General features: G+C 52.6%; 19 protein-coding genes. 7 read left to right on the forward strand and 12 right to left on the reverse strand.

The annotated features are described in order from the left end of the window. Positions 1–2: 2 nt before the first annotated feature. Complete coding sequence (locus EHT87_RS21260) at positions 3–2423, reverse strand: SLBB domain-containing protein (protein WP_124908668.1); 2421 nt, start codon at positions 2421–2423, stop codon at positions 3–5. Positions 2424–2579: 156 nt separating this feature from the next. Here EHT87_RS21260 and EHT87_RS21265 point away from each other — a divergent pair, with 156 nt between their 5' ends. Continuing rightward, the gene (locus EHT87_RS21265; protein ID WP_124908669.1) at positions 2580–3089 is read left to right on the forward strand and encodes a gamma carbonic anhydrase family protein; all 510 of its coding nucleotides are present in this window, start codon (positions 2580–2582) and stop codon (positions 3087–3089) included. A gap of 168 nt (positions 3090–3257) precedes the next feature. Next, positions 3258–3758 (forward strand): Fur family transcriptional regulator, encoded by a 501-nt coding sequence (locus EHT87_RS21270; protein WP_124908670.1) that lies wholly within the window; start codon positions 3258–3260, stop codon positions 3756–3758. Between the two features lie 9 nt (positions 3759–3767). On the opposite strand, the gene EHT87_RS21275 is transcribed toward EHT87_RS21270, so the two are convergent. Next, a complete protein-coding gene (locus EHT87_RS21275; RefSeq protein WP_124908671.1) occupies positions 3768–4421 on the reverse strand; it encodes a DedA family protein in 654 nt (217 codons plus the stop codon). A 94-nt stretch (positions 4422–4515) separates the two neighbouring features. Next, positions 4516–6399: an ABC-F family ATP-binding cassette domain-containing protein gene (locus EHT87_RS21280; protein WP_124908899.1), complete on the reverse strand. Its 1884-nt coding sequence runs from the start codon at positions 6397–6399 to the stop codon at positions 4516–4518. Positions 6400–6645: 246 nt separating this feature from the next. Here EHT87_RS21280 and EHT87_RS21285 point away from each other — a divergent pair, with 246 nt between their 5' ends. Both EHT87_RS21285 and EHT87_RS21290 read left to right on the forward strand, forming a co-directional pair. Beyond that, positions 6646–7641, forward strand: a complete 996-nt coding sequence (locus EHT87_RS21285) for a formylglycine-generating enzyme family protein (protein ID WP_229321219.1) — start codon at positions 6646–6648, stop codon at positions 7639–7641. A 65-nt stretch (positions 7642–7706) separates the two neighbouring features. Further along, positions 7707–9047 (forward strand): Gfo/Idh/MocA family protein, encoded by a 1341-nt coding sequence (locus EHT87_RS21290; RefSeq protein ID WP_124908672.1) that lies wholly within the window; start codon positions 7707–7709, stop codon positions 9045–9047. A gap of 137 nt (positions 9048–9184) precedes the next feature. Here the strand turns inward: EHT87_RS21290 and EHT87_RS21295 are convergent, their stop codons facing one another. The 9 genes from EHT87_RS21295 to EHT87_RS21335 all read right to left on the reverse strand — a co-directional run bounded on the left by EHT87_RS21295 (position 9185) and on the right by EHT87_RS21335 (position 21442). Beyond that, entirely contained in the window at positions 9185–10387 is a 1203-nt protein-coding gene (locus EHT87_RS21295; protein ID WP_124908673.1) for a PepSY-associated TM helix domain-containing protein, read from the reverse strand. Positions 10388–10514: 127 nt separating this feature from the next. Beyond that, positions 10515–11654, reverse strand: coding sequence for a mechanosensitive ion channel family protein (locus EHT87_RS21300; RefSeq protein ID WP_124908674.1), 1140 nt, complete (start codon positions 11652–11654; stop codon positions 10515–10517). Between the two features lie 94 nt (positions 11655–11748). Next, the gene (locus tag EHT87_RS21305; RefSeq protein WP_124908675.1) at positions 11749–12342 is read right to left on the reverse strand and encodes a GNAT family N-acetyltransferase; all 594 of its coding nucleotides are present in this window, start codon (positions 12340–12342) and stop codon (positions 11749–11751) included. Positions 12343–12354: 12 nt separating this feature from the next. Then, the gene (locus EHT87_RS21310; RefSeq protein WP_124908676.1) at positions 12355–12756 is read right to left on the reverse strand and encodes a nuclear transport factor 2 family protein; all 402 of its coding nucleotides are present in this window, start codon (positions 12754–12756) and stop codon (positions 12355–12357) included. Positions 12757–13019: 263 nt separating this feature from the next. Beyond that, positions 13020–14468 (reverse strand): DUF1501 domain-containing protein, encoded by a 1449-nt coding sequence (locus tag EHT87_RS21315; RefSeq protein ID WP_124908677.1) that lies wholly within the window; start codon positions 14466–14468, stop codon positions 13020–13022. 105 nt (positions 14469–14573) lie between these two features. Continuing rightward, a complete protein-coding gene (locus EHT87_RS21320; RefSeq protein WP_124908678.1) occupies positions 14574–18035 on the reverse strand; it encodes a DUF1553 domain-containing protein in 3462 nt (1153 codons plus the stop codon). Positions 18036–18160: 125 nt separating this feature from the next. Further along, a complete protein-coding gene (locus EHT87_RS21325; protein ID WP_124908679.1) occupies positions 18161–19681 on the reverse strand; it encodes a c-type cytochrome domain-containing protein in 1521 nt (506 codons plus the stop codon). Between the two features lie 178 nt (positions 19682–19859). Continuing rightward, positions 19860–20927, reverse strand: coding sequence for an NHL repeat-containing protein (locus tag EHT87_RS21330; protein WP_124908680.1), 1068 nt, complete (start codon positions 20925–20927; stop codon positions 19860–19862). Between the two features lie 122 nt (positions 20928–21049). Continuing rightward, on the reverse strand, positions 21050–21442 hold the full coding sequence (locus EHT87_RS21335; RefSeq protein ID WP_124908681.1) for a contact-dependent growth inhibition system immunity protein: 393 nt from the start codon (positions 21440–21442) through the stop codon (positions 21050–21052). Between the two features lie 214 nt (positions 21443–21656). On the opposite strand from EHT87_RS21335, the gene EHT87_RS21340 reads away from it, so the two are divergent. Genes EHT87_RS21340 through EHT87_RS21350 form a run of 3 tightly spaced genes read left to right on the forward strand, consistent with a single transcriptional unit; the run spans position 21657 to position 26947 of the window. Beyond that, entirely contained in the window at positions 21657–22328 is a 672-nt protein-coding gene (locus EHT87_RS21340; protein ID WP_124908682.1) for a sigma-70 family RNA polymerase sigma factor, read from the forward strand. A gap of 49 nt (positions 22329–22377) precedes the next feature. Continuing rightward, the gene (locus tag EHT87_RS21345) at positions 22378–23379 is read left to right on the forward strand and encodes a FecR family protein (RefSeq protein ID WP_124908683.1); all 1002 of its coding nucleotides are present in this window, start codon (positions 22378–22380) and stop codon (positions 23377–23379) included. A 28-nt stretch (positions 23380–23407) separates the two neighbouring features. After that, a complete protein-coding gene (locus EHT87_RS21350; RefSeq protein ID WP_229321221.1) occupies positions 23408–26947 on the forward strand; it encodes a SusC/RagA family TonB-linked outer membrane protein in 3540 nt (1179 codons plus the stop codon). Positions 26948–26981: the final 34 nt, after the last annotated feature.

A 26981-nucleotide genomic window follows, 5' to 3' on the forward strand; every position in this document is an offset into this window, starting at 1 on the left:
GCTTAAAATAACCGAACCAGATTAATGATAACGGTGGTTAGGGTGATGGTCATTGTGCCCAGCACCGAAATAAGTCCAATTCGTTCGCCGGGCGTCAGCGGCCGCTGGTCGTTCAAGGGCTCAAAGGGAACAATTACCCGTGAACCGGGTTCGATTTTCGGGTATTTTCTGAAGAACAAAAACCGCTTGGTCCGATCCTTTAATCCATTGGCATACACGACATACGCTCTTTTTTGCCGGGCATTGTCGGTAAAACCACCGGCTTGCGTAACGTAATCCTTGAAACTTAAGCCTTCGATGTAGCTAATCGTCGACGGGTTGAGTACGGCCCCCTGAATGCTGACGGTTTCGGGGCGCTTCGGAATCAGGATCGAGTCACCTACTTCCAGCAGCAAATTGCCCGGTACGCCCGGATCATCCAGAATGGCACCCAGATCGGTCGCAATAACGTTGCCGCGACGGGAAAACCGGGCTCCCGGCAAAAAAGCGCCGGATTTCAAACCGCCTACGCGCCGGAGCATATCCGAAATTCGTTCGGAGCGTGACTCGATGGCGTAATTGCCGGGATGCATCACTTCGCCATAGACCGAAACATTCTGCTGAAGCGCGTACCGGGGCGAGGTTCGGACGTAAACGACATCGAAAGGTTTGAGAATAAACCGCGCATCGGCCGGTTGTAGGTTCAATTCCCGATCAATTGCAAACTGGAAAACCTGAACGGTTTCGGCCCCGGTCACTTTGGTCGTATCCTCGCGAATTCGCCGGGCGACTTCAATTCGGGTGGGCGTGGCGCCTTCCTGAAAGCCGCCCGACAGCGCAATCAAATCCGTGACAGTCAGGTTGGTTACAAACGGAATGGTGTCCGGCCGGTTAACTGCGCCCTCGATGCTGACGTAATACGGCTCGCGCAGATCGCGAACGGAATAAATGTGCACGCTGTCCTGACGAAGAAGTGGAATATCTTCCGTCTCGTTGCGCATGAGCCGCCCAACATCGAACGGAATGGCTTCCAGATCGGTGTTTTCGCGTTCACGGTACAGAATGGCCCGATTCAGAAACGCGTCTTTCCGCAGCCCTTCGGCCCGGCTGATGAGTGAGCGGACCGTCGTTATTTCGTTCCCCAACGCATAATCACCCGGGCGCATCACCGCGCCCGACACCTGAATCCGGTTTTCGTACCGGTTTAAGATTTCGCCGGTTGTGTATTTATCGCCGGATTGCGGAATGAACGTGGCGATCTGATCCTGGGTGATGGTCGAAATCCGCAATTCGCGGGGCGTATTCCGGCGCAGGGTGATCGAAAAAGTATAGGCGCGATCGGTAAAACCGCCCGCAAAGTTCAGGACATTTTTGAGCGTTTCCCCCGGTTTTACTTCATAAATGGCAGGTCGTTTTACCTGCCCGACCATTTCAACGCGGACGCCGTAGTCGTTGACCCGAATTACATCCTGATCCAGAAGCCGGATGTCATCTTTTTTGTCGGCCCGGAGCAGGTAGTCGTAAAGGTCGATGGTGCGGATCACGCGGTTATTACGGATCACCTGAATATCGCGGAACGATCCGGTTTCGGGATTTGGCCCTCCCGACAGATAGAGCGCATTAAAAGCCGTTGACAGCGACGAAAGCGTATACGTGCCGGGCACAACCACCTCGCCCACCATCGTGACGCGAATGCTGCGAATGTTGCCCAGCGTCACCGAAGCATAGGTGCCGCTGCCCGGGCGGTTCAAGCCCTGATAGGCTTGCCGGAGCCGACCGACAATCCGCTGTTCGGCCTGTTCGATGGTTAGTCCACTCACGAAAATAGGTGCCAAATTCAGCATCCGAACCGACCCTTCGGGCGTGACGCGTAGCCGGAAACTTTCGGTCGAGTTGCCGTAAATTTCCACAACAAGCTCATCATCAGGCCCCACCACGTAGTTGCGGGGCGTGGCAATCCGCAGATTGGGTTCGAAGGTAAGATTCGTTCCCTGAAACAACGAAGCACCAAAAATGTAAGGCCGTCGGATGGTGTCCCGTCTGAGCAGGTTCAGGCTGTCGCCCAGCGCGTAAGGCCGTTGCGACAGGGTTCCCTGCTGCGACCGGTTGATGAGCGTGTCGACGGAAAACTGCCCGGTGCGGTTCGATTGCTGCCGGATTTTGGCCATACGCTGCCGCATTTTGGCAATGTCGGTCAACGTATAACCCTGCGACATGGCGGCTTGCTCAATTTGCATTTCGGTCAACCCGCTGCCCTGGGCCCGCTGATAAAATTCAATAATTTGTTCATCATTCAACTGATCGGCCCGGGAAGGCTGTTGGGCAAAGCCGGTGGTTGCGGCTAGTAACAGGAAAAAAAATGACAGCGCGGGCAGTTGCCGAAACAACAAAAACGGGGCGTCGTGATGCGTTGACCAATAAGATTGTGTTCTGCTACGGTTCATGCAGTGGAAATAATCTGACCCACAAAGTTACGAATTGATTGATTCTCTGCCGCTTTTTATAGTCAATGGCCCAAAAGTGGCTTTTTAATGGAAAAAACCGCTATTTAGCCGAACTGTTTTCTTATTTAATAACCGAACAAATAGAATTTAACCAAGATGACTTTGATAAAATCCGTTCGCGGCATTCACCCGAAAACCGGGGAAGACTGCTGGTTTGCCGATAATGCGACGATTGTCGGTGACGTTGTGATGGGGCAAAATTGCACCGTCTGGTTCAACGCCGTGGTGCGGGGGGATGTGAACTCAATCACGATGGGCGATTATTGCAACGTTCAGGACGGGGCGGTGATTCATTGCACCTACCAGAAATTTAAAACCACCATCGGCAGCTATGTGTCCATTGCGCACAACGCGATCGTTCACGGCTGCACCATTGAAGATCAGGTTCTGATTGGCATGGGTGCCATTGTCATGGATGGAGCGGTGATTGGAACCGGGTCGATTATTGCGGCCGGGGCTATCGTGACTCAAAATACCGTCGTGCCGCCCGGAACGATTTACGCCGGAAATCCCGCCCGGTATCTGAAAGCCGTTACGCCCGAACTGGGTGAAGTTTTTATGCGAACGGCCAACAACTACGTCATGTATGCGAAGTGGTATGAATAATCTGTAAAAGTCCTTTCCAAAAGTATTGCATCGAATGCATTCAGCCTGTATATTTGTTTGAAATTAGTCTAAATAAATCACTCAAAGGCTGATTTTATAGAACAGTCAGCAGCCGTTTTTCCCCAAGTGCCCTGCTTTCTGATTGAAGGCACGCACGCCATTATTCTTATGCTGAATTCAACCCCATTGATCGGTGAAGCCCGAACGAAACTGGAAGAATATTTACTAACAAAAGGACTGCGCCGGTCGTCGGAACGGTTTGCGATTCTGGAAGAAGTGTATTCGCGCAATGATCATTTCGATGCCGAAGAACTGTATCAGGCCATGAAAGAACGCTCCTTTGCAGTTAGCCGGGCCACGGTTTACAACACGCTGGAGGTCCTGGTCGATTGCGGGCTGGTGAGCCGACACCAGTTCGGCGATGAGGATAATACGAAAAGCCGGTTTGAAAAGTCGCTCGGACGCCAGCAGCACGCCCATTTGATTTGTGTCAACTGCCACCGGGTCATGGAGTTTTGCGATCCGCGTTTGCAACTCATCAAAACCACCGTGGGCCATACGCTCCAGTTTCACGTTGAATCACATTCTCTGGTTTTTTACGGTGAATGTGCGGATGAAGCGTGCGTGGCACGGACGAAAGCCGCTGCCGCCACGATAAACGTGAACTAACAAAACGAATTAGTCACTCACCGTTTCCTTCGGCTGCTTCATGTCTTTGCGGGCGTTGATATAGCCGCGAATCACGGTGAAAGTCGTTATGCCCAGGAAGAAGATGATGATGTACTGAACGTAATCGACGATCCAGGGAAATTTTTCGCCAAAATAATACCCGCCACCCACCAGCGACAGCACCCAGACGGCGCCACCGATAACGTTGTAAAGCATAAAATACCGGATATCCATCCGGATCAGGCCGGAAAGAATGGGCGCGAAGGTGCGAACAATGGGCAGAAACCGGGCCACGATCAGCGTCCGGCTGCCGTATTTCAGGAAATATTCGCGGGTCGTTTCAATGTATTTTTTCTTGAAAAACAGCGAATCCGGGCGGTTTTGCAGCCGTTCGCCAAAGTAAAGCCCCGTCAGATAACCCGTCAGCGACCCCACCACGGCGGCTCCGAAAATACAAAGCAGCAACAGCCACAGGGGTACCGCCAGAATTTTGGTTCCGGCAAAAACGCCCGACAGAAACAGCAGGTAATCGCCCGGCAGGAAAAAGCCGAAAAACACGCCGTTTTCAATAAAAATAATGAGGGTAATCAATACCAAACCGCCCGTCCGAATGATTTCCTCGGAATTGAGTAAGTATTGGAAAAATTCGGCGATCTGGTTCATGTGTTCAATGAGTGAATGAGCGAATTGCGATTGAGTGAATAGATCAAAGATCGTGCTTCTCTATTCACTCAATCACTCATTCGCTCATTCACAATTAAATATAGTCCGCCAATTCAAGCCAGCGGTCGGATTTTCTGGAAATTTGCTGATCGATTTGTTCAATCTCGCGGGCCCAGGACGTCAGCTCTTCGTGACTCGTGGAACCGGTATTCAGTTGACCCAATAAACCGCTTTTTCGTTGTTCCAGTTCCTCAATTTCTTTTTCTAATGTTTCGTATTCCCGCTGCTCTTTGAACGACAGTTTTCGCTTGCTTTCGCCAACCGGAGCCGCGGGTTTACTTTCCGGAACCGGGACCGTTTGCGCGGCCTTTGTTTTTTCGGCGGCTTTACGATCCGCTGGCTGGCTGGCTTTCCGCTCGCGGTAATCGGTGTAGTTGCCCGGAAAGTCGCTGATTTTGCCGTTTCCTTCAAAAATAAAGGTATGTTCGACCAGCCGATCCATGAAATACCGGTCGTGGGATACGAGCAGGATGCAACCGGGAAAATTCAGCAAAAATTCTTCGAGTACATTGAGCGTCGTAATGTCCAGATCGTTGGTCGGCTCATCCAGAATCAGGAAGTTGGGATTTTGAACCAGCACCAGCAGCAACTGCAACCGCCGTTTTTCACCGCCCGATAACTTATGAACGTAATCGTACTGTTTGTTGCGGTCGAAGAGGAAATGCTGCAAGAACTGGGAAGCCGTTACGGTCTCGCCCGTTCCGAGTTTCATGACTTCGGCGACTTCCTGCACCACGTCGATCACCCGCTGGTTGTCCGGTATAACCAGATCCGACTGGGTGTAATACCCGATTTTGACGGTCCCTCCGGTACTGATAATCCCCGAATCCGGTCGTAATTCGCCCGTAATCATATTCAGCAGGGTGGTTTTGCCCATGCCGTTTTTGCCGATGATACCGATGCGGTCATTCCGGCGGAACGTATACGTGAAATGGTCGAGCAGCAGGTTGTCGCCAAAGCTTTTGCTGACATTTTCCATTTCAATGATTTTACTGCCCAGCCGCTGCGTCCGGATGTTCAGCTCCAGTTGGTCGTTACCGAGTTTGGTGTGGGCTTTGTCTTTGACGTCATCGAACGCATCGACCCGGTATTGGGCTTTGGTGCCACGGGCTTTGGGTTGTCGGCGCATCCAGTCGAGTTCGCGCCGGAAAAGGTTTTTCGCCTTATCGACTTCCGCGGCCAGAATGGCCTGCCGCTCGGCTTTCTTTTCCAGGTAATACGCGTAATTTCCTTTGTAACTGAAAAGCGTCTGCTGATCGAGTTCGACAATCTGGTTGCAAACCCGGTCCAGAAAATACCGGTCGTGCGACACCAGCAGGAGCGTGGCGTTGTTGGTCGACAAAAAGTTTTCGAGCCACTCGATCGTTTCCAGATCCAGGTGGTTGGTGGGTTCATCCATGATCAGCAAGTCCGGAGCTTCGATCAGCACCTGCGCCATGGCCACCCGTTTGCGTTGGCCGCCGGAGAGCGTCGAAACCCGTTGCGTCACGTCGTGAATGCCGAGTTGCCCCAGAATCTGCTTCAACTGCGTTTCATAATCCCAGGCCTGGAGCGTATCCATTTGCTGCATGGCCCGGTCGAGCGCGTCGTGGTTGTCGGAAAGCAGCGCTTTTTCGTACTGCGCAATGGCAAGCAAGGCCGGATTTTCGCCGGTTAAAACAACTTCCATCACCGTCAGGTTGTCATCCAACTGGGGCTGCTGCTCCAGAAACCCGACTGTGATGTCTTTTCGGATGCTGACCAGGCCTTCGTCGGAGGGCATCAACCCGGCCAGAATGGACAATAAGGTGGATTTACCCGTACCGTTGGCACCGACGATGGCGACTTTATCCCCCCGGCTCATTCCGAACGTCACGTTGCGGAATAACCATTTGTCGCCGAAGGATTTGGAGAGATTTTCTGCTGATAAATAATTCATTGTACCGCAAAGATACACATCCTGCGCCGGATCGCCGAAGTAAACTACGCGATGGGAACGCGGATCGGGCGGATTGAACGGATCAAAACGGATTTTATCTGTGCAAATTCGTTCGATCCGAGTTCCCATCGCATTCCAGAATGCATCAGACGAGCCGCTCTATGATAGAATTTCCGGACTAAAAGTGGTAAATTTCCGCTCTGGTTTTCTTTATAGATTTTAGAGCTTAATTCATTGAACCAATTCATGCAAAAATTCAGTATGCTGCTTGGCGTGGCGTGTGTAATAACAACGAGCAGTTTGGCCCAGGTGACCGACGATGTAACCAAATCGTACACGCAATCGATTCCGGGCAGCACCCAGGTTTACGAGATGGTAGCAATTCCGGGCGGGGCCTATATGATGGGAAGTCCGGCTACCGAAAAAGGCCGTAAACCCGACGAAGGGCCGCAACACAAGGTCCAGATCGAGCCGTTCTGGATGGGAAAAATGGAAGTGACCTGGGATCTGTTCGATCTGTTTGCCTTCAAAAACATGGAAAAAGAAATGGCAAACCGGACGCCCGGTTTTGATCTGACCAAAACCGATGCCGCCACGCGCCCGAGTCCACCGTACGTGGATATGTCGTTCGGGATGGGTCGGGAGGGGTATCCGGCCATCAACATGACGCAATATTCGGCCATTCATTTTTGTGCGTGGCTCTACGCCAAAACCGGCGTTTTTTACCGCCTGCCGACCGAAGCCGAGTGGGAATATGCCTGCCGCGCCGGAACCCAAACGCCGTATTCGTTCGGGGCGGATGCAAAACTGCTGGGCCAGTACGCCTGGTACAACGGCAACAGCGACGGGTCGTATAAACAGGTTGGCAAAAAGAAACCGAATCCCTGGGGCCTTCACGACATGCACGGCAACGTGATGGAATGGACGCTCGATCAATATTATCCGGATTATTACGCCAAAAAAGCCAAAGGCGAAGTGAAAGAACCGTATGCCAAGGTGACGCAGCTTTACCCAAACTCGGTGCGGGGTGGTTCGTGGGATGACGACCCGGCGGTTCTGCGATCGGCGGCCCGGACGCCGTCGGCGCCGGCCTGGAAACTGCTCGACCCTCAGGCTCCCAAAAGCGAGTGGTGGCTGACGAGTGCGTCGTTTGTGGGTTTTCGGGTGGTACGGCCCGCCAAAAAGCCGTCGGAGGAAGAAATCAAGGCATATTATAACCCGCCGTTGATTGAGGAGTATTGATTGTCGTTGCTTTTCAAGTGCCTGTCATTAGCCGTTATTTATCGTATTTCTAAACCTTGTTCCTTATGTCAAACGAATCAAACCGCCGGGACGCCGGCCGCCGGGACTTTCTCAGACAATCCGGCCTGCTCACGGGCGGAGCCCTGTTGACGACTCTGCCTTCTTTTGCATCTTCCTATGGCTTTAACAGCTCGGCCGATGATACCATCAAAGTGGCGCTCATCGGCTGCGGTGGCCGCGGAAAAGGGGCGGCTCTCCAGGCCCTGAAGTCCAAGCAAAATGTTAAAATTGTGGCGATTGCCGATGCCTTCCGCGATCGGTTGGACGATGCCTATAAAACCTTGAATCAAAATCCTGAGCTGGCCAAGCGGGTCGATGTGCCGGAAGAACGCAAGTTTGTCGGGTTTGATGCCTACCAGAAAGCCATCCCACTGGCCGATGTCGTGATTCTGGCGACTCCTCCGGGTTTCCGGCCGATGATGTTTGAAGAAGCCGTGAAGCAGAACAAACACATCTTTATGGAAAAACCGGTGGCTACCGATGCGCCGGGTGTTCGTCGGGTGCTGGCGGCTGCGGAAGAAGCCAAGAAGAAAAAGCTGAACGTGGTGGTCGGCCTGCAGCGCCATTACCAGCCGAACTACCGCGAAATGATCAAACGCATTCACGATGGCGCGCTGGGCGACATCATCGGCGGCTCGGTCTATTGGGTCAGCGGGGGCGTTTGGGTAAACCCGCGTAAGCCGAACCAGACCGAAATGGAACACCAGATGCGGAACTGGTATTACTTCAACTGGCTCTGCGGGGATCACATCAACGAGCAGCATATTCATAACATCGACGTGGCCAACTGGGTGAAAAGAGGCTATCCGGTTTCGGCGCAGGGAACGGGCGGTCGTCAGGTGCGCACCGGGAAAGAGTATGGCGAAATTTTCGATCACCACATCGTCGACTACGTTTACGAAGATGGAACGCTGATCAACAGCCAATGCCGCCACTACGAAGGAACCTACAGCAAAGTGGACGAAGCTTTTCTGGGTACGAAAGGCCGCGTTGACTCCTTCGGACGACAAAGCATCCTGAAAGACCACAAAGGCGGATCGATTTATACCCACAACGGCAAAAACGACGGCGATCCGTACCAGATTGAGCACGACGAACTGTTTGCGGCCATTGCCAAAAACGAATACAAATTCTGGGATGCCGAAAATGGCGCGAAAAGCACGATGACAGCCCTAATGGGCCGGATGGCAACCTATTCGGGCAAGATGGTGAAATGGGAGGAGGCTTTGAACTCGAACATCAACCTGTTTCCCGAAAAACTGGCCTGGGATGCGAATCCAAAACTGTTGCCCAACGCCGACGGTTTTTATCCGGTTGCTGTTCCGGGCAAGACGGTGGCAGTTTAATAGCTCATTCACCGATTTGGAATCAAAAAAGGGAGCCGTCGGCTCCCTTTTTGCGTACCCACGGACTTTAGTCCGTAATATTCTGACCATCAGGCTGGTAAATGACCCGAAACTCACTGACTAAAGTCCGTGGGTACTCAGGCAACCTGTGGCTTTGCTGTAATCACTTTAGTTTTTGCCGACGGTTTTTTGCGCAGCTTATTAATCCAGATTAGCGTTCCGGTAACCGGCAAGGTCGTGGCAATCAGGCAGGTAATGAAATAAAGGATTTTTGAAAACGTACCGTAGAAACTCCCGATGTGCAGGGATTTGAAGGAACTGGCCAGTCGCTCGTTCAGGGGTTTCTGGGCAAAGATCTCGGTTTTCAACGGCTTGCCCGTGTATTGATCCAACTGCAGTTTATCGCTGGCGGCCGGCGCAAAAAAGCCAAGCTGGTTTTTGCTGATGGCAACCGTGGCCACGGAATCGGACGGCAGCGTAATTTTGTAATCGCCCGGATAAGGCAAAATCCCGTTGGCGGTTTTCAGGTAATCAGCAATTGCCAGGCGCTGGGTGGCCGAGCCATCGGTTGGGAGAGTCGATTTGGGCGGTTCTTCTTTCGGCGTTCCTTCGGGTTTATAAACCCCCAGCATTTTGTTGACCCCGGTTTTGTACCACTGAAATGACCACGTTAACCCCGTCAACGCCATCAGCATGAGCAGAAAAGAAGCGTAAAGTCCCAGGCTGTTGTGCAAATCGTGGTTGATGCGTTTCCAGTTGCCTTTGAAATTCACTTTTAGACCCTGCCGCCAGTTTTTGATTTTTTTCGGAAACCAGATCACCCAGCCGGACAGGATAATCAGGACAAAAATCAGGGTAGCTACGCCCACGATCGGCCGTCCGACTTCCGTATCCAGCAGCAGCCAGCGGTGCAGCCGGAATACGACCATGAAAAACCGGGACGTCGCACTTTCGGGGGTGCCTAAAACTTCTGACGTATACGGATTGACAAAATAGGTAACCGGTTTTGCTTCTTTGTCGTCGCCTTTTTTGACACTAATCTGGTACGACCGCGCTCTGTCGTTGGGAATACTGATCCATTGTACCGTTCCGCCGGGGACGGTTTTCAATACGCTGGCCACGAGTACTTCGGCTGGTTGGCGCTGAGCCGCCGGCGGAGCGGTTACCGTGTATTTATCCGCGTCGGCCACCTCCTGAATCTCGCTGCTAAACGTGTAGATCGTTCCACTGAGACACACGATAAAAAGAATAAGGCCGCTGGCAATTCCCAGCCAGAGATGAAGATCATGGAAGGTCGTACGAACTTTTTGCCAGGTCGATTTCTGTTTATTCTTTGTCATTCCAATGGCCGAAAATATGAAGCACAGTTATTAATATTTGTTCTAAATAACAACAAAAAAAACTCCTCTGCAAATCGTAGAGGAGTGGTGCAATCTTTTAATTCTTCTAAATAGAATGGCAAGATGGCTACAGCGACCGGTCCGACACTTTGACAGGCGACGCTGGCTCATTGATTTCGGTCAATTGAAACCGGGTTTTGGGGAGGCTTTCCGGATATTCATCCCGCAGAAAGGCGATGATGGTTTCCCGCAAAAAGCACCGCAGATCGAAGCTTTCTCCCGCGTTGCGGGCGGAGGTCAACACCCGAACCACGACGCAGGTTGGCTGCGTGTCGGTTACCTGAACAGTACATACTTCCCTGTCCCACAAGGGGTTATTTTCAACCAGTTCTTTCGCTTTTTGCCGGATCTGATCAACGGGTACGGTATAATCGAGGTATAAAATGACCGTTCCCAGTACAGAAGCCTGTGACCGGGTCCAGTTTTGAAACGGCTTTTCGATGAAATAAGTGATGGGTAAAATCAACCGCCGGCGATCCCAGAGCCGAACCACCACATTGGTCAGGTTAATTTCTTCGATCCGGCCCCATTCGCTTTCGACCACGACCGCATCTTCAACGCGAATTTGCTGCGTGAAAGCGATCTGAATACCGGCCAGCAGGTTGGCGATGGTGCGCTGGGCCGCAAAACCGATGACTACCGACGCAATCCCGGCCGATGTCAGAAAGCTCAGACCGATTTTTCGTCCGCCATTGAAGGAGAGCAACAGAACGGAGAATCCGACGGTAATGACTACGATCGAAACAAGTTGTCGGACAAAGACAATCTGGGTAACAAACTTTCGCAGGTGCAAATTAACGTCACTGGCCGTATCGTACCGGCGAATGATGAGCCGTTCCAGCACTTTCAGCAACTGCACGACCAGCCACGTAGTGGTAATGACAAAACAGACTTCGGCGGCTTTGGATGCGTACGGAAACCGCTGAAAAGCCCGTTCCTGAATATTGGTGATGATCAGAAAGAAGAGTGCCGGGACGAAGAAATAGAATGCATTGCGAACGTACTGACGTAAGAACCCCAGGACTTCGACGTGACGTCGGCGGAGAATCATCCGGACCGTTTGTGCCACCATAAAATTGACGACCAGGCCCGCACCAACCGATACCGCCAGCAATAACCAGCCGGAAATTTTTCGATTGTGTCGCAGCCAACGGTCAATTTCAGTGCCAATCTGGCTTACATTATCCCAAAAATCGGTCCAGTTCATGGTGTTACTAGAGAGGAGTTCACCTATAAAAGACGCAGGAGCCGAAAAATGTTGCCCGGTTCCGGGAAAGTTTTTTTCTGTGGGATAAGGTCGGTTACAGGTCTCGCACCCAGTATACCATCGGTTTGGGCGTCGAAATGACCTCGCCCAGATCGGGCCATTCGAGCGTACTGCGCAGAGACGGTTCTTTTCTGTACCCGCGTTTGATCCAGAAGGCATCGTTGGGGCGGTAATCCGGTGGTTTTGCCGGATGATTTTCCGGGCGTTCGACGGAACAGAAACACGTCATCCTGAACGAGCCAAACCGGCGGGCGTGGGCTTCGCGCTCATCAAAGAACCGGTGGCCCAAACCGCGTCCGCGATAGGCCGGCAGGAGAATACTTTCACCGAAATAAAAAACCGTATCCAGATCAAAACCAGCCTGTTCAAACGGTTTCCGAATGTCGGCGGTTTCATCCCGCAAGGGAATGCAGGTGGTGGCACCGACCATTTTCAGCCCATCATAAACGGCAAACAAAAGCGCGCGCGCCGATTGTGCGTAGGTTTTGAGATAGTCTTTTTCGTAGCTGATCGTGCCTTCGTAGAGATACGGATAGTCGCGAAAAACCGCAATCCGCAAAGCCGCCAGCTCTTCAAAAACCGATTCAATTTCCGGCCCTTTTTTCGTCAGGAATGACAGCGAATCCATCGGAACCGGTTTTTACTGTGAAACCGCCTGAATCCAGAGCGGCAGATTGTAGTACGTCGTGATGCGCGTAATTTTCCCGTCGGAAACCGCCAGAAAAGCCGCTGCGGGCACAACATAAGTCTGGTTATTGGCTGGTGGCAAACCGTCTTCCGCCTTTTTATAAACCCCATTCACCACAAATTCAACGGCGACACGATTGCCCGAAGGCTCTGTAAAGAAAACCATATCGGTCAGCGTTTCTGCGTACGATTCGGCCATGTGCTGAAGAAACGCAGTAAATTTTTCCAGACCAATCCGCGCTTCACCCTGATTGGGTTCGTGCCGGATGTCGGGGCTCACCAACGCCAGCATGCCGTTCCAATCCTGCTGGTTAAAGCAATCGTAATAGTTTTTTACAATGTCGAGCGAAGTCATTAATTCGAGTGAAGTTTGGTTGGCGCAAAGATAGGAAGGATCAGGCGGCATCTAACAAGAGAAGCTGGTGCGAAATCCAAAAAATAGCCCACGATTTTAATTCGTGGGCGCGAACGGGAAATCTCAGGAAACGCAACCGTTTTAACGGTTTTAAATCCTTAAACCGTTAAAATGGTTGGGATACATTCGTTTGTTTTCGTATTCCCACGGTTAAAACCGCGGGCTAGTATTGGGACGGCTTCTGGTAGATTTGTTCACGGTTTTCACGCCAAAACCGGCTTCACGACTTTTCCGTGCACATCCGTCAGCCGATACCGCCGACCCTGGTGTTTGAAAACCAGCTTTTCGTGATCGACGCCCATCAGGTGCAGAATTGTGGCCTGAAAATCATGCACATGCACGGGATCTTTGACAACGTTGTAGCCGAACTCATCGGTTTCGCCGTATACCATGGCTTTTTTGACACCCGCACCCGCCATCCAGACCGTGAAGCAACGCGGGTGGTGGTCGCGGCCGTAATTTTCTTTCGACAGTTTCCCTTGTGAATAATTGGTCCGGCCAAACTCACCGCCCCAGATCACGAGCGTGTCGTCGAGCAGCCCGCGTTGTTTCAAATCCATGATCAAAGCCGCCGACGGCTGATCGACGCTTTTCGTCTGAATTTTGATGTCGTTGGGCAAATTACCGTGCTGATCCCAACCCTGATGATACAGCTGTACAAACTTGACGTCTTTTTCGATCAGTTTGCGGGCCAGGAGACAATTGGCGGCAAACGTGCCCGGTTTGCGGGAATCGGGGCCGTACATATCAAAAATGTAATCCGGTTCTTTCGAAATATCGAGCGTTTCGGGCACCGACGTCTGCATCCGGTACGCCATCTCATACTGCGCCATCCGGTTGTTGATTTCCGGGTCGAGCACCTGTTTGTACTTTTCCTGATGCAGTTTTCCTAAATAATCCAGCATTCGCCGACGACTGGTTTTGTCGATACCCGGCGGGTTGTTGAGGTAATAAACCGGGTCGGGACCGGAGCGAAAAACCACGCCCTGATGCACGGACGGCAGAAAACCGTTGCTCCAAAGCTTGGCATACAGCGGTTGATCGCCGTCGCGCCCTTTGGAAAGCAGCACGACAAACGCCGGCAGATTCTGATTATCGGAACCCAACCCATAACTCGCCCAGGAACCAAAGGATGGCCGGCCGGCCTGCTGGGAACCCGTTTGAAAAAAGGTCACCGCCGGGTCGTGGTTGATGGCTTCGGTATTCATCGAGCGAATGAAGCACAAATCATCCGTAATGCGCGAAGTGTAAGGCAGCAACTCGCTGACCCACATCTGGCTATGACCATGTTTGGCAAACTTGAACTTGGAAGCTGCCAGCGGAAACCGGCTTTGCCCGGCGGTCATGCCCGTCAGACGCTGCCCTTTGCGCACCGACTCCGGGAGCTCCTGGCCCCACATCGTTTCGAGCTTGGGTTTGTAATCGAACAGATCCAGCTGCGACGGCGCACCGCTCTGGAACAGGTAGATGACCCGTTTCACTTTCGGTGAAAAATGCGGTTTGCCCGGTGCCCGGTTTTCTTCGCTCCCGGCCACCAGTTTCGTCGGATTGAGCAGCGAAGCCAGGGCAATGGCGCCCAAACCGGCGCTGGTTTTGCCCAGAAACGTCCGGCGGCTCAATTGATCGTGAAGTTCGTCTTCCAGGTTGTTCATGACCTTCTCATTTTTCTCCGCTTACCTCCCTTTTCTCTGCTCAACTCCGCGATACAAAAAAGCTATTTCGCGGAGTTGAGCAGAGAAAAGGGAGGTAAGCGGAGGTTATCGTTTGATAATTGCTTCGTCGACGTTCATAATCGTGCTGGTAACCACCGTCCAGGCCGCCAGCTCGGACGTCGGCAGGCTTTTGTCAACCGGATATTCACCAACACTCAACAATTCGGCCGCCCGCTTGGGGTTGGTCTTAAAATCGGCCAGTTCTTCGGCATACAACTGCTTCATCAGCGCCACCTCCGCCGGTCGAACCGGTCGGCTGGTCACTGCTTTAAACACATAACCAATCAACTGCTCATCCCGCAACCCCTTTTCCAGCGCTTTCTGCCCCAAAACCCGCGCGGCTTCCACAAACTGCGGATCATTCAGTGTCACCAGCGCTTGCAAAGGCGTCGAGGTTTTCTGGCGTTTGACGATGCAGGTATGCCGTTCGGCGGCATCAAAATTGAGCATCATCGGCGGGGGTGACGACCGTTTCCAGATCGTATACAGACTTCGGCGGTAAAGGCTGTCGCCGTGATTTTGCTCATACTTGATGGCATTGCGGGTCGCCAGGGCTTCCCAGATACCGGCGGGTTGGTAGGGGAGAACGCTGGGTCCACCAATTTTTTTTGTCAATAAGCCACTGGCACAGAGTGCGTTGTCACGGACCTGCTCCGCCGACATCCGGTAACTGGGACCGCGCGAGAGCAGCGTGTTGTCCAGATCCGCTTCCAGTTTTCTGGCATCGGCAACGGACGACTGGCGGTAGGTAGCCGACATCACGATCATTTTCTGCAGGGCTTTGGCGTTCCAGATTCCCGACCGTTCTGTACCATCGCGGAAGCGAACGGCCAGGTAATCCAGCAATTCCGGGTGGGAGGGAAGGTTGCCCTGATTGCCGAAATCGTCGCTGCTTTTCACCAGCCCCTGACCAAAATACTGCTGCCAGAACCGGTTGACCATCACGCGACTAAACAATGAATTGTCCGGATTTAGTAACCACATGGCCAACCCCAGGCGGTTTTTTGGATAGTTTTCCGGAAACGGCATGAGCTGCGTGGGCGTTGCGGGCGTCACTTCCTCACCGGGGGCGTCGTAAGCTCCGCGTTTCAGTAGGAACGTTTTCCGGGGGAATTTCCGCTCTTTCATCACCATCACCTGATCCGAATTGTTGTAGAGCATCAGTTCCTCCGCCCGGTTTTTCTGAAATTCTTCGAAGGCTTTGTGATACGTCGAATCCTGTGCGGTAACGTAGTAGGTGTACAAACCGGCACGTTGAGCCGCCGTCCGTTTGGCCGCAGGCGTAAACAAAGCCGTCATGAGCGCGTCCGATTGTCCGGCCAGTTTGGGAATTTCCAGTGGAGTCAGCGTGCGGTTGTAAATACGGAGTTCGTCGATGGCGTAATCTTTGATGTAATGATCGTGAATCCGGCCAATCAGGAACGGCGAGCCAGACCAGTTCTTGCCATTTTTGCCCCGGTCGATGCTATGAACCAGATGGTCAGTAATGGTCTGAAGTTGAGTCGGTTGCCCATTCAGATACAGCTTAATACCGGCGGCCCGGCCCGATCCGTCGTAGGTCATCGTCAAATGAAACCACTGCTTGTAGCGGATCTTGGCCACGGTTTCGACATCCAGGCTGTTGTCCGGCCAGACGTGGTTGATGGTGATTTTAAACCGACCATCGGCCAGCAGCCCGATTTCGTAACCCCGGTTTCCGTCAAACGGCCCGTTCGATTTCCCCATCAACATCCCTTCCAGACCCGGTTTGGCAACGTTGAACCACGCACTCAGCGAAAAGGGCTCGTTTTGCTCAAAAAAGCCGACTTTTCGGGGCAATTCAATGTTGCTGTCGCCTTTCAGATACCGGGCCATGCCGACTTTCCCTTTGATTTGATACGGATAACTTTCCGGATCACCGGCAAAACGGGCGGGAAGCGTGTCGTTTACCTGATTCCAGAAGGCGTTGCGCGGGTCTTTTTCGAGTTCTTCGCGGGTTTTCGGAACGGCGGGTTTCTTCACTTCGGGCAATCCCAGCTTTTTCCGACGTTCTTCTTCTTTCTTTTTGAGTTCGTCTTCTTTTTTCCGTTCGGCGTCTTTCAGCTTCTTTTCCTCCGAATTTTCGTAGGCTTTAAAATCCCGCCGATCGGCTTCATCAAAGGTATAATGCGCCACCAGACCGACGTTGATCGACGACGTCGGATTCCGTTCAGCCTGACTCAGCCACTGACCAAAAGCCTGTTGATACTCGGGACGATTGGGGTTTAGTTTCTGTTGTAACGGTTTGATTTTCTGGTGAATATACTTCAACTTGGCGTCAACGTCCGAGGAAGTGAGCGTGATGGTCGGAGCCGGTTCGCCGTTGTACGGGATTTGGCCGCGCTCGTTGTTGTTGTTGAAAAACGCAAACAGGGAATAATAATCTTTCTGGCTGATCGGGTCGTATTTGTGGTCATGGCAGCGTGCGCACTCCACGGTCATGCCCAGCATCGCTTTTCCGAACGTATTGACCCGGTCGGCGACGTATTCCACGCGGTATTCTTCATCCACAATACCGCCTTCCTGGCTCTGCTGGTGGTTGCGGTTGAAAGCCGTCGCCAGCAGCATGTTTTTAGTCGGGTTTGGCAGCATATCACCCGCCAGTTGCCAGGTAATAAACTTATCGAACCGCAGGTTTTTGTTATACGCCGTGATTACCCAATTCCGATAGGGCCACATCGTGCGCAATCCGTCGTCCTGATACCCGTGCGTGTCGGCATACCGGGCCGCATCCAGCCACTCGACGGCTTGCCGCTCGCCATAATGCGGACTGCTGAACAGCCGGTTGACCGCTTTTTCGTACGCATCCGGCGATTTGTCGGCCAGAAAAGCGTCTACCTCGTCCACTGTTGGCGGCAAACCGGTCAGATCCAGTGAAACCCGGCGCAGCAGGGTCGCTTTATCGGCTTCCGGATTGGGGGTTAACCCTTTCTCTTCGAGCTTTTTAAGAACAAAATTGTCAATTTCATTTTTGACCCATTTCTCGTTTTTAACCTTCGGCACCTCCGCCAGCTGGGGCGCAATGAGCGACCAGTGCGGTTTGTATTCAGCGCCCTGCTCAATCCAGCGAACCAGCAACGCTTTTTCTTCCGTCGTCAGAATGAGATTGGATTCCGGCGTTGGCATCCGGTATTCGGGGTCGTCAGAAATGATGCGGTGGTAGGCTTCACTTTTCGCCAGATTACCCGGAACAATGGCGGTTTTGCCACTTTTCGACAAGGCTTCGTAAGCACTTTCGGCAATATCCAACCGCAAACCGGCTTTCTGTTTGGCTTTATCCGGGCCGTGGCAGGCAAAGCAGCGGTCCGATAAAATGGGTTTGATGTGGAGGTTGTAATCGACTTTTTCGGGCAATTTGCTTTCAATCGCCACCAATTCCGCCGGTTTTTCAACGCTGGTGCCACATGAACTCCAGACGGCTACCGAAAACAGGCCGATCGCCGTTGTGAACAGGAAAGATTGAAATCGTATGTCGGATGAATGGCGCATACGAGCAGAAGGGGTTTAAGGGAAAAAGACGATGAATTTACAAACTCCACACGGTATTGTAAAGGAATAAACCAATTTGGTTTCAAAAAAGTGCAACGTACCCACGGTCGGAGGGCAGCGGGTACTTACTTGGCTTTGTCGGCTTTGGCCGAATCGGCTTTTACAAACGCGGCAATGGACGTTTCAGCCAGTCCCATGTTGATTTCCAGTCCCGGCATTGCTTTTTTCAATTCGGCAACGCCCGCGTCGGTCACTTTCGTTTGCCAGAGGTAAACGGTTTTCAGGTTTTTGATACCGGCCAGTTCTTTCAGCCCGGCGTCGGTCACTTCCGTACCATACAGGTTCAGGTATTCGAGATACGGCAGATTTTTCAGGTTTTTCAAACCGGCATCGGTCACCTTCGTTTGTTCCAGATGCAGTTTTTGCAGGTTTTTCAACTTGGCTACCTGCGCCAGTGTGGCATCGGAGACTTCCGTATCACCCAGTTTCAGCCAGACAATTTGCTGGCTTAATTTCGGCAACGAAGCCGCCTGTGCATCATTGAACGACCGCGCATTGACCGCGCTGACTTCCAGTTGGTTCTGTTCCTTCGACAACGGTAAAACCAGCAAACCGGCTTTTTTCAGTTCTTCGATGGCTTTCGGATCAGCCGCCGGAAGCTTCATCGTCAACACCGGCGATTCCGGCGCGGGGCCGGCAGCTACCGTCTCACCGCCAACGGCACCACCACCCGTTCCGAGCGCGGCCAAAGCCGGTTTTATCGCATCAGACACTTTCAGTTCCGCTACTTTTTTGTCGAATGGCGCTCCCTCGTTGATCCACCACGTTAGCAACGCAATCTGATTTTCGGTCAGCTGGGTTTTGCCTTTGGGCGGCATGTGGTGGTCGTCTTCTTCCGGTAACAAACACACTTTCACCAACTTACTCTGATTGGCTTTGCCAGCAACCAGAATCGCGCCATCTTCACTGCCTTTTTTGATCATTTCCGGCGAATCCAGCCGCAAATCGGCCTTCGATTTTTCCGGATTGTGACACTGAATGCAACGACTTTTCAGAATCGGATGCACAATTTGCTGGTAAACCATCGCCTGGTTAACGTCTTCGATGGGTTTTGCCGCTTCCTCCGCTTCTTCCCGGGGTGGAATGCCCGCCATCGACCGGAACGGTTCAGGGGTATGCTGCGTCAGAAAATCGGAGCCGTGGGTGAGCGAACCGCCTTCGTGGCCAGCCGCCAGCAGCAGAATGATACCGACACCCAGGGCTGGGTAATAGAACAGCGGACCGAAGCGGATTTTAGGCCCGATTCGTTCGTGTTTAATGGCCCAGGCTACCCAGGAAAAAACCGCCACGCCGATGCCTTCCCACATGTGCAGGTTCAGCGTTTCTTCCTCATAACCACCCGCTAACGAAAGCAGATAGCCGAAAATACAAGCCATCGTGGCACTGACCGCCGACCAGAACAGGATCAACGTAATAGTGTGTGAGCTGACGGTTTGGCGACGCGTAACCCGGTCGAGTTCCAGCAAGCCGGCAATCAGCAGAAAACCGATCGGCAAGTGAACGATCAGCGGGTGAAAGTGACCAAAAAATAAAGCCCACTCGGAAGGTTTCGGAGAAGTGGCTTGTAAAAGAATGAAAAGAGTCATTGAATGGATCGGATGTTCAATTTTGGGAGCGACTTTCGGCCGGGGCAAAGCCTGACGAATGCACGTATAATTCCAAGCCGGGTCGAAAATTGAATTTCGACCCGGCGAACGGTATTTCAAAAGTTGAGCAAGTATGAAGCCCTTGCGTACAAAACGCCCGCAAGGGCCTGCGGTTTTATTAGCTAACCCGTTGAAGCTTCACCGGATACGTCTTTTGCGAAGCCCACTGCGGCACATACACGTTCTCATCGCCATCGACCAGCACGTCGTGTGGGTGCATGAAGTTGGTAAAGGTCATGTCTTTCCGCTGCTCTTCCAGTTTGCCGTCTTTGTAGACCGGTGCCGAACCGCCCGGCGTCGAAACCACTTTGTCGTTTTTGTCCAGAATCTGGATGTAGCCCGAGTTCGGATACGCATCGGACGTGCTGCGGAAAACCGCTCCGTAAATCATGTCGCCGTGCAAAACCGGGCGGCAGATGTACGAACCCGGTAAGGCAATGGTCGACAGGTACTTGCCATCGAGCGTAAACCGCTTCAGGCAGTTGTGCCGCCGGTCGGTAATCAGCAGGGTTGGATTGGCCTTGTTGCGGGTATCGACCAGAATACCGTGGCAGCAATCGAACTGGCCGTTTTCGGAGCCTTTGCCACCCCAGTGCCGGATGTATTTGCCTTTGGCGTCGTATTGCGTAATGAAATTCAAACCGTAGCCGTCGGCCACGTAAATATCGCCGTTGGCGGGATTGATGGCGGTTTCGGTCGGCGTAAACTGCGTGGGGTAATCGTATTTGCCGGTTTCTTTCGGGTAGTCGATTTTCAGCAGTTCCTTGCCTTTCAGGTCGGTTTTGATGACCTGATGCCGGTTGTTGTCGCAAATAAACAGGAACTGCTCGGCCCCTTCGTTCGAAAGCGTCAGGCCGTGAGCGCCGGGGTAGCTGGTGCCCCAGGTTTCGAGCAGTTTGCCCGATTTATCGTAAATAATGACGTTGTTTTTGGTCTCGTTGGTCAACAGAAACAGCCGTCCTTTGGCGTCTTCCACCATTTCGTGGCAATCATTGACCGGATTTTTGCCCGCGTCCAGAACGCCCCAGTTCGGCACGACCCGGTAGCGGTGTGAGCCATGCCCGACCGTCATCTCATCGGCTTTTGGTTTAGCGCCGAAATTAATATTCGGGATGGTTAATCCGACTGCCGTTGCAACCGTGGCTTTGGTGATGAACGTACGTCGGTTTACAGGTTGTGAATTCATACGATTGATTACAAAAGGTTTAGGAAATTAGGTGTTAAGTACCTACGGACTAAAGTCCGCAGAGTTCTGGATTAGTAAAAACTACGGACTAAACGGGGGCGCCCGTGCGATCCGCAGGTACGTTACGACAATTCGAGAAACCGCTCGGGATTGATGCCCCGGTCTTCCAGTTCATACGAATTGTTTATAATAAGTTGGTGAATATACTGCCAAAACGGGCGATTTGTCAACCAAAAATTCAAATCGACGTTCAAAACACTTTGTAAAAGGTCACCGGGGTAATAATCTCCCTCTGCAAACAGATTTTTATTCAGCTTTTCCATCGCCAGCGGAATCAGATACGGCAATGAAATTCCTTCGGAAATCAGCAGCCGGATGTCTTCCGTGCTGAACTGACTCAGGGGTGTTTGACGCAGTGCGTAAATCTTTTGGCTCCGGTTATCGCCAAAATCCGGCTCTTCCCCGCTTTTCTGTTCCAGTAGTTCCAGGGTTTTTTGCTGCCAGTTTTCCTCCATTTACGTACGATCCATTTCAAGGTCCGGACACGTTCAATCACAAATCTACCGCGTCCGAAACTACTTCTGTACTTGTAAAGGTATCTTTTTTATTGGCGGAAAACCGTTCGTAAAGGCGAAATATGCACTAAAAATTTATTTTTCATTCGCGATGTGAGGTAATAAAGTGCAAACTTGTCTATGTTAAATACCACCTAGATTCGCGCTCGTTTGCATGCAACAAGTACCGCTCAATTCCGATGAAAACAAGGGCGACCCGGCACCGGAACGTTCGATAAACCGCCTGCCGCTTCAGCCCGGCAAAGTGACGGACGATGAACTGATCTTTCGGCAACTGTTTGCCCAGGATCCGAAGCGTGGTTGCGAGCTGCTGTTCCGGCGGTATTACACCAATCTGGTCAATCATGCCGTTCGGTTTGTTTATTCAAAGGAAGTCGCCGAAGATCTGGTGGCCGAAGTTTACACGGCTTTCTGGCAGGATCGGGTTTTTGAGCGGATTACGACTTCGTATCGGGCGTATCTCTACCAGACGGTTCGCCATCGATCCTACAACTACCTGCGGTGGGAACTGCACCCGTCCGACTCGCTGGATTCGCTGAACACCCAGGGGCTGTCGTCCGCGCTCCAACCCGACGAAGTGTTGCACTACAGCGAACTGCATCAGAAGATCGAAGACGCCATTCAGGGCCTGACCCCGCAGTGCAAGCGGGCGTTTCTGCTGAGCCGGATTGAAGGAAAAAAGTACCTGGAAATTGCGCAGGAAATGCAAATCAGCGCCAGTGCCGTCGAAAAACTGATGATCAGGGCCCTCAGCCAGTTGCGTCAGGAATTAAAAGGGGAGTGGTTTGTCAGCCTGCTCCTGGGCTTTATCACCTGCGTCTGCTGAAAGGGGCGCAACTATTCTCCATTTGACCACCCGGCAACCCTCATCTGCTATGGAAACTTTACTGATAAAACGAATTTTGTTCGATTTTTTCGATGGAAAAGCGACGGCGATCCAGCGAAAATACCTCGAAGAATGGCTAACCAACGAAGCCAACGGCGAAACGTACTACCAATACCTGGATGAATGGGAAAGCCAGCGCCCCCAGTTTGCGGTAGACGCCGACAAAGCGCTGGGAGCTTACCAATTGATTCTGGAGAACGAACAACCGCCCGTCGCACCCTCGAAAATCCTGCCGGTTTCTTCGTCTGGCCTGTTCCGGAAATGGGTGGCCTGGAGCGTCGCAGCTTCGGTTGCCTTGCTGGCAATGCTGGGCGCTTATGTATTTCGGTCGCAATTGCTGTATGAAACCCACCGGACGGCGTTTGGACAAACCAGCGTTCACCAACTCGCTGACGGAACGGAAGTTACCCTGAATGCCAATTCCAGTTTGCGGGTTCCCCGGTTTGGTTTCGGCAGCGAAACGCGGGAGGTGTTTCTCGAAGGTGAAGGTGAATTTAAGGTGACCCATAAGGTTGACAACCAGCGGTTTATTGTTCGAACGGCCGACCACTTTCAGGTCGAGGTACTGGGGACGGAATTTGTGGTGTATGCCCGGGCAAAAGGCAAGCGGGTTTTTCTGAGCAAAGGCAAGGTGAAACTGGATCTGCCTCAGGGTCAGCAGCTTTACATGCGGCCTGGCAACGTGGTGACGGTGGCCAATTCCGGCCGTTACCGGCTCACGCAAGCCGCAACGGCCCGGCGGTATGTGGCCTGGAAAGACCATTGGTTTTACTTCGACAACACCTCCATGACCGAAGTCGCCGATCAGATTCAGGAGCAGTTTGGCATCAAAGTGCTCGTGCCCGAACCCAAACTGGCCCAACGACGGATTGCCGGTAATTTCCGGGCCGAACAAGCCGATGATCTGTTCCAGGTTCTGGCGGAACTGCTGAATATCAACGTCGTAAAAAAACGCCATTATATTGAATTGACTACTCCTAAACACCCTTAATCTTTACTATTCCTAACCCTTACAGAATATGGTGATTTCATGTTTACAGAAAACGGCGCTGGTTTCGCTCGTTGTGCTCAGCCATCAACTGACGCAGGCGCAACCGATTGCCCTGGCTCGTCAGCAGAGCCGATCCCCGGAGGTGTTCCAGACCGTTCCGTCGGCGGGGCAGAAAATGAAAGAAGTGCTGACGGAATTGAGCCGCCAGCATCAGGTGAGTATTCTGTTTGAAGAAACGACGGTGAACGGAATTGTCGTTCCGGCAACTGTCCGGCTTCGTTCCGGAAAGCTGGAAAAGCAACTGGAAACCTTGCTGAAACCGTATGACCTGATGTTTAAAAAAGTCGGCAATCAGGCCTATTATATCATTAAAAATCCGGCAAAAAATACCGTACAGGCCGTTCCGGCCCTGGAGTCGGGCAATAACCCGATTGCGCTGAAAGATCCCACGGGTTCAGCCAGTCCGTCGTTTTCGCCCACGTCGCCCACAATCGTTATCGCCGACTTTTCCGTGAGCGGAAAAGTAACCAGTGAGAATGGTGAAGGATTGCCCGGTGTCAGCGTCGTCATCAAGGGAACGACCCGCGGAACGGTAACGAATGCGGACGGTAATTATAGCCTTTCCATTCCCGAAGCGGGCAACGGAGCCATTCTGGTTTTTAGTTTTGTGGGGTATCTGTCTCAGGAACTGAACGTTAACGCTTCAACGACCGTCAACGTTTCCTTAAAACCGGATGACAAAGTGCTCGAAGAAATCGTAGTGATTGGGTACGGTACGGCCAAGAAAAGCGATTTGACCGGTGCCGTTGGAACCGTAAAAGAAGCCGAATTGAAAGAACGTCCGGCCGCTTCGCTGACGCAGGCGCTGTCGGGCCGTATGCCGGGTGTGCAGGTCAACACCAACTCGGGTCGCCCCGGGGGCCGGACTACCATCCGTGTGCGCGGGTTTAGCTCCATTAACTCCTCCAACAACCCGCTCTACGTGGTGGATGGTGTGATGTTGCCCCAGGGAACCCAAAACCAGTTTAGCTCGGCCATCGACTACATCAACCCCAACGATATCGTGTCGGTGGAAGTGTTGAAAGATGCCTCGTCCACCGCTATTTACGGTGCCCGGGGTGCGAACGGCGTGGTGCTGGTAACGACTAAAAAAGGCAAAGCGGGCGAAGGCCAGGTGACCTATAACGTCGATTTCAGCGTCAACACCATCGGGCCCAACCGGCCCCAGGTGTTGAATTCAAGACAGTATATGGCTGTTGAAGATTTAGCCTGGGCCAACATGGCCAAATACGATCCCGTCGGCTGGAATGCCGGTAAATGGGCGTATCTGAACCCCAAACTGCGCCGGATCGACCCCCGGGTCTGGAACTCGGACGGCAGCCCGAAATACGACACCGACTGGTTCAAGGAAACGACGCAGAACAAACTCTCGCAAAACCACCAGTTGGGCTTTAGTGGCGGTAATGACCGCACGCAGTATTCGATTTCGCTGGGTTACCGGGACGATGAAGGCCTGCTCAAAACGTCGTATATGAAACGTTATTCGGGCCGTTTCACCATCGATGATCAGGTCAAACCCTGGCTGAAAATGGGCGGAACGCTGAGCTACAACAACCAGACGGAAAATCTGGTGGACATCAATGATGCGGTGGCTCGCCAGATTGTGGAGGATTTTCCGTTTCTGCCGACGAAATACGAAGACGGTACGTTCGCCAACAACCGGGATTTTCCCTTTGCGGAAGGCACCATGAGTTCGTATCACCGGTTGATGGATCGCAAATACATCCTGAACACGCAAACCACCACGGGTAGCCTCTATTCAAACATCAGATTTGCCAAAGGCCTGGAAATGCGGACGGTTTTGGGGGCTAACGTGCAAACACAGGAAGTGAACCAATCCAGCACCCGGACGCTGGAAATTGGCGCGAACGGCACGGCTTCGACCAATAATTTTAAGGATTCATTCTGGTCGCTGGAAAACTACCTGACCTACAACAAGCAGATCAATGACAAACACGCCATCAACGCCCTGTTGGGGATTTCGTGGCAGGAGTCCAATTATTTTTCAATTGGAGCCAGCGTGAGCGGTTTTGCTACCGACTACTTCGGGTTCAATAACCTGGGGGCGGGTGCTACCAACCCCAGCGTGAGTTCGGGCGCTTCCCGCTCGGCCTTCAACTCCTACTTCGGCCGTATCAACTACAGTCTCATGGAAAAGTATTTGCTGACCGTCACGGGCCGGGCCGATGGGTCGTCTAAATTCGGCGAAAACCACAAGTTTGCCTTCTTCCCCTCGGCGGCTCTGGCCTGGCGGGCGTCCGAAGAGGAATTCCTCAAGGGCAATTCCATCATCTCGAACCTGAAAGTGCGCACCAGCTTTGGTCTGACGGGGAACTCGGAAATTCCGGCCTACTCGTCGCTGTCGCTGCTGAGCTCGAACTATGCGACCGTCTATGGCGAGACGAAAGTGTCGGGAACGGGCATCAGCCGCCTGGCGAACCCGGATTTGCGGTGGGAAAAAACCGCTCAGACGGACGTGGGGATTGAGCTGGGGCTGTTGAAAGGCCGCATCAATCTGGAAGCGGATTACTACTACCGCAAGACGACGGACATGCTGCTGGATGCGCCGGTACCACGCACGAGCGGTTACGGCACGATTCGCCGGAACGTAGGCTCGATGCAAAACCGGGGCTTCGAGTTTGGCCTGAACACGGTCAACATCGACGCAGGCGGGTTCCAGTGGAACTCGACCTTCAATGTTTCGTTAAACCGCAACAAGGTGTTGTCGCTGGCTACCCCGTCGGACATCTTCAACGTGGGTGGTCCGAACTTCACCAATCCAACCAATGTGATTCGGGTGGGCGAACCGGTAGGCTCCTTCTGGGGTCTGACCCGGGTGGGTGTCTGGAGCGAAGCCGAGCGCGAAGAAGCCGCCAAGTTTGTCAGCTACCGGAACGGTTTGACCATGTTGCCGGGTGATATCAAATACCTGGATGTGAACGGCGACAAAGCCATCACGGACGCCGACCGGAGCATTATTGGCAACGGGAGTCCTAAAGCCTGGGGGGCTTTCACCAACACATTCCGGTATAAAAATTTCGATTTGACGCTGGAATTGCAGTTTTCCTACGGCAACGACGTGATGGATCTCAACATTTCGACCAGCGAAGACCGTCAGGCTCTGGCCAACAGCTACACCTCGGTGTTGAATGCCTGGACGCCGACCAATCAGAACACAATGATTGCCGAAATCCGCGATACCCGCGCCGGTTATGTCTTGAACGTGGACAGTTACTGGATCAAAGACGGCTCGTTCCTGCGGGGCCGGAACCTGCTGTTTGGCTATACGTTTCCGGGCAACGTAACCAGCAAACTGAAGCTGAACCGTTTGCGGGCGTATGCCACGGTGCAAAATTTCTTTTTGTTAGTCAAAGATAAAATCATTGGTGATCCGGAAGTGACGCCAACCAATCAGGGCGACAGCAACAGCGCCTTTTCGCAGGGGATGATCTGGCACAACTACCCCAAACCGACGACGTTCATGTTCGGCTTGCAGATTGGTCTCTAGGTTTACGGTATACGGTTTTCAGGTTACGGTAGCT

The organism is Larkinella knui, assembly GCF_003858645.1.
In the GTDB taxonomy this organism is placed as follows: Bacteria; Bacteroidota; Bacteroidia; order Cytophagales; family Spirosomataceae; genus Larkinella; species Larkinella knui.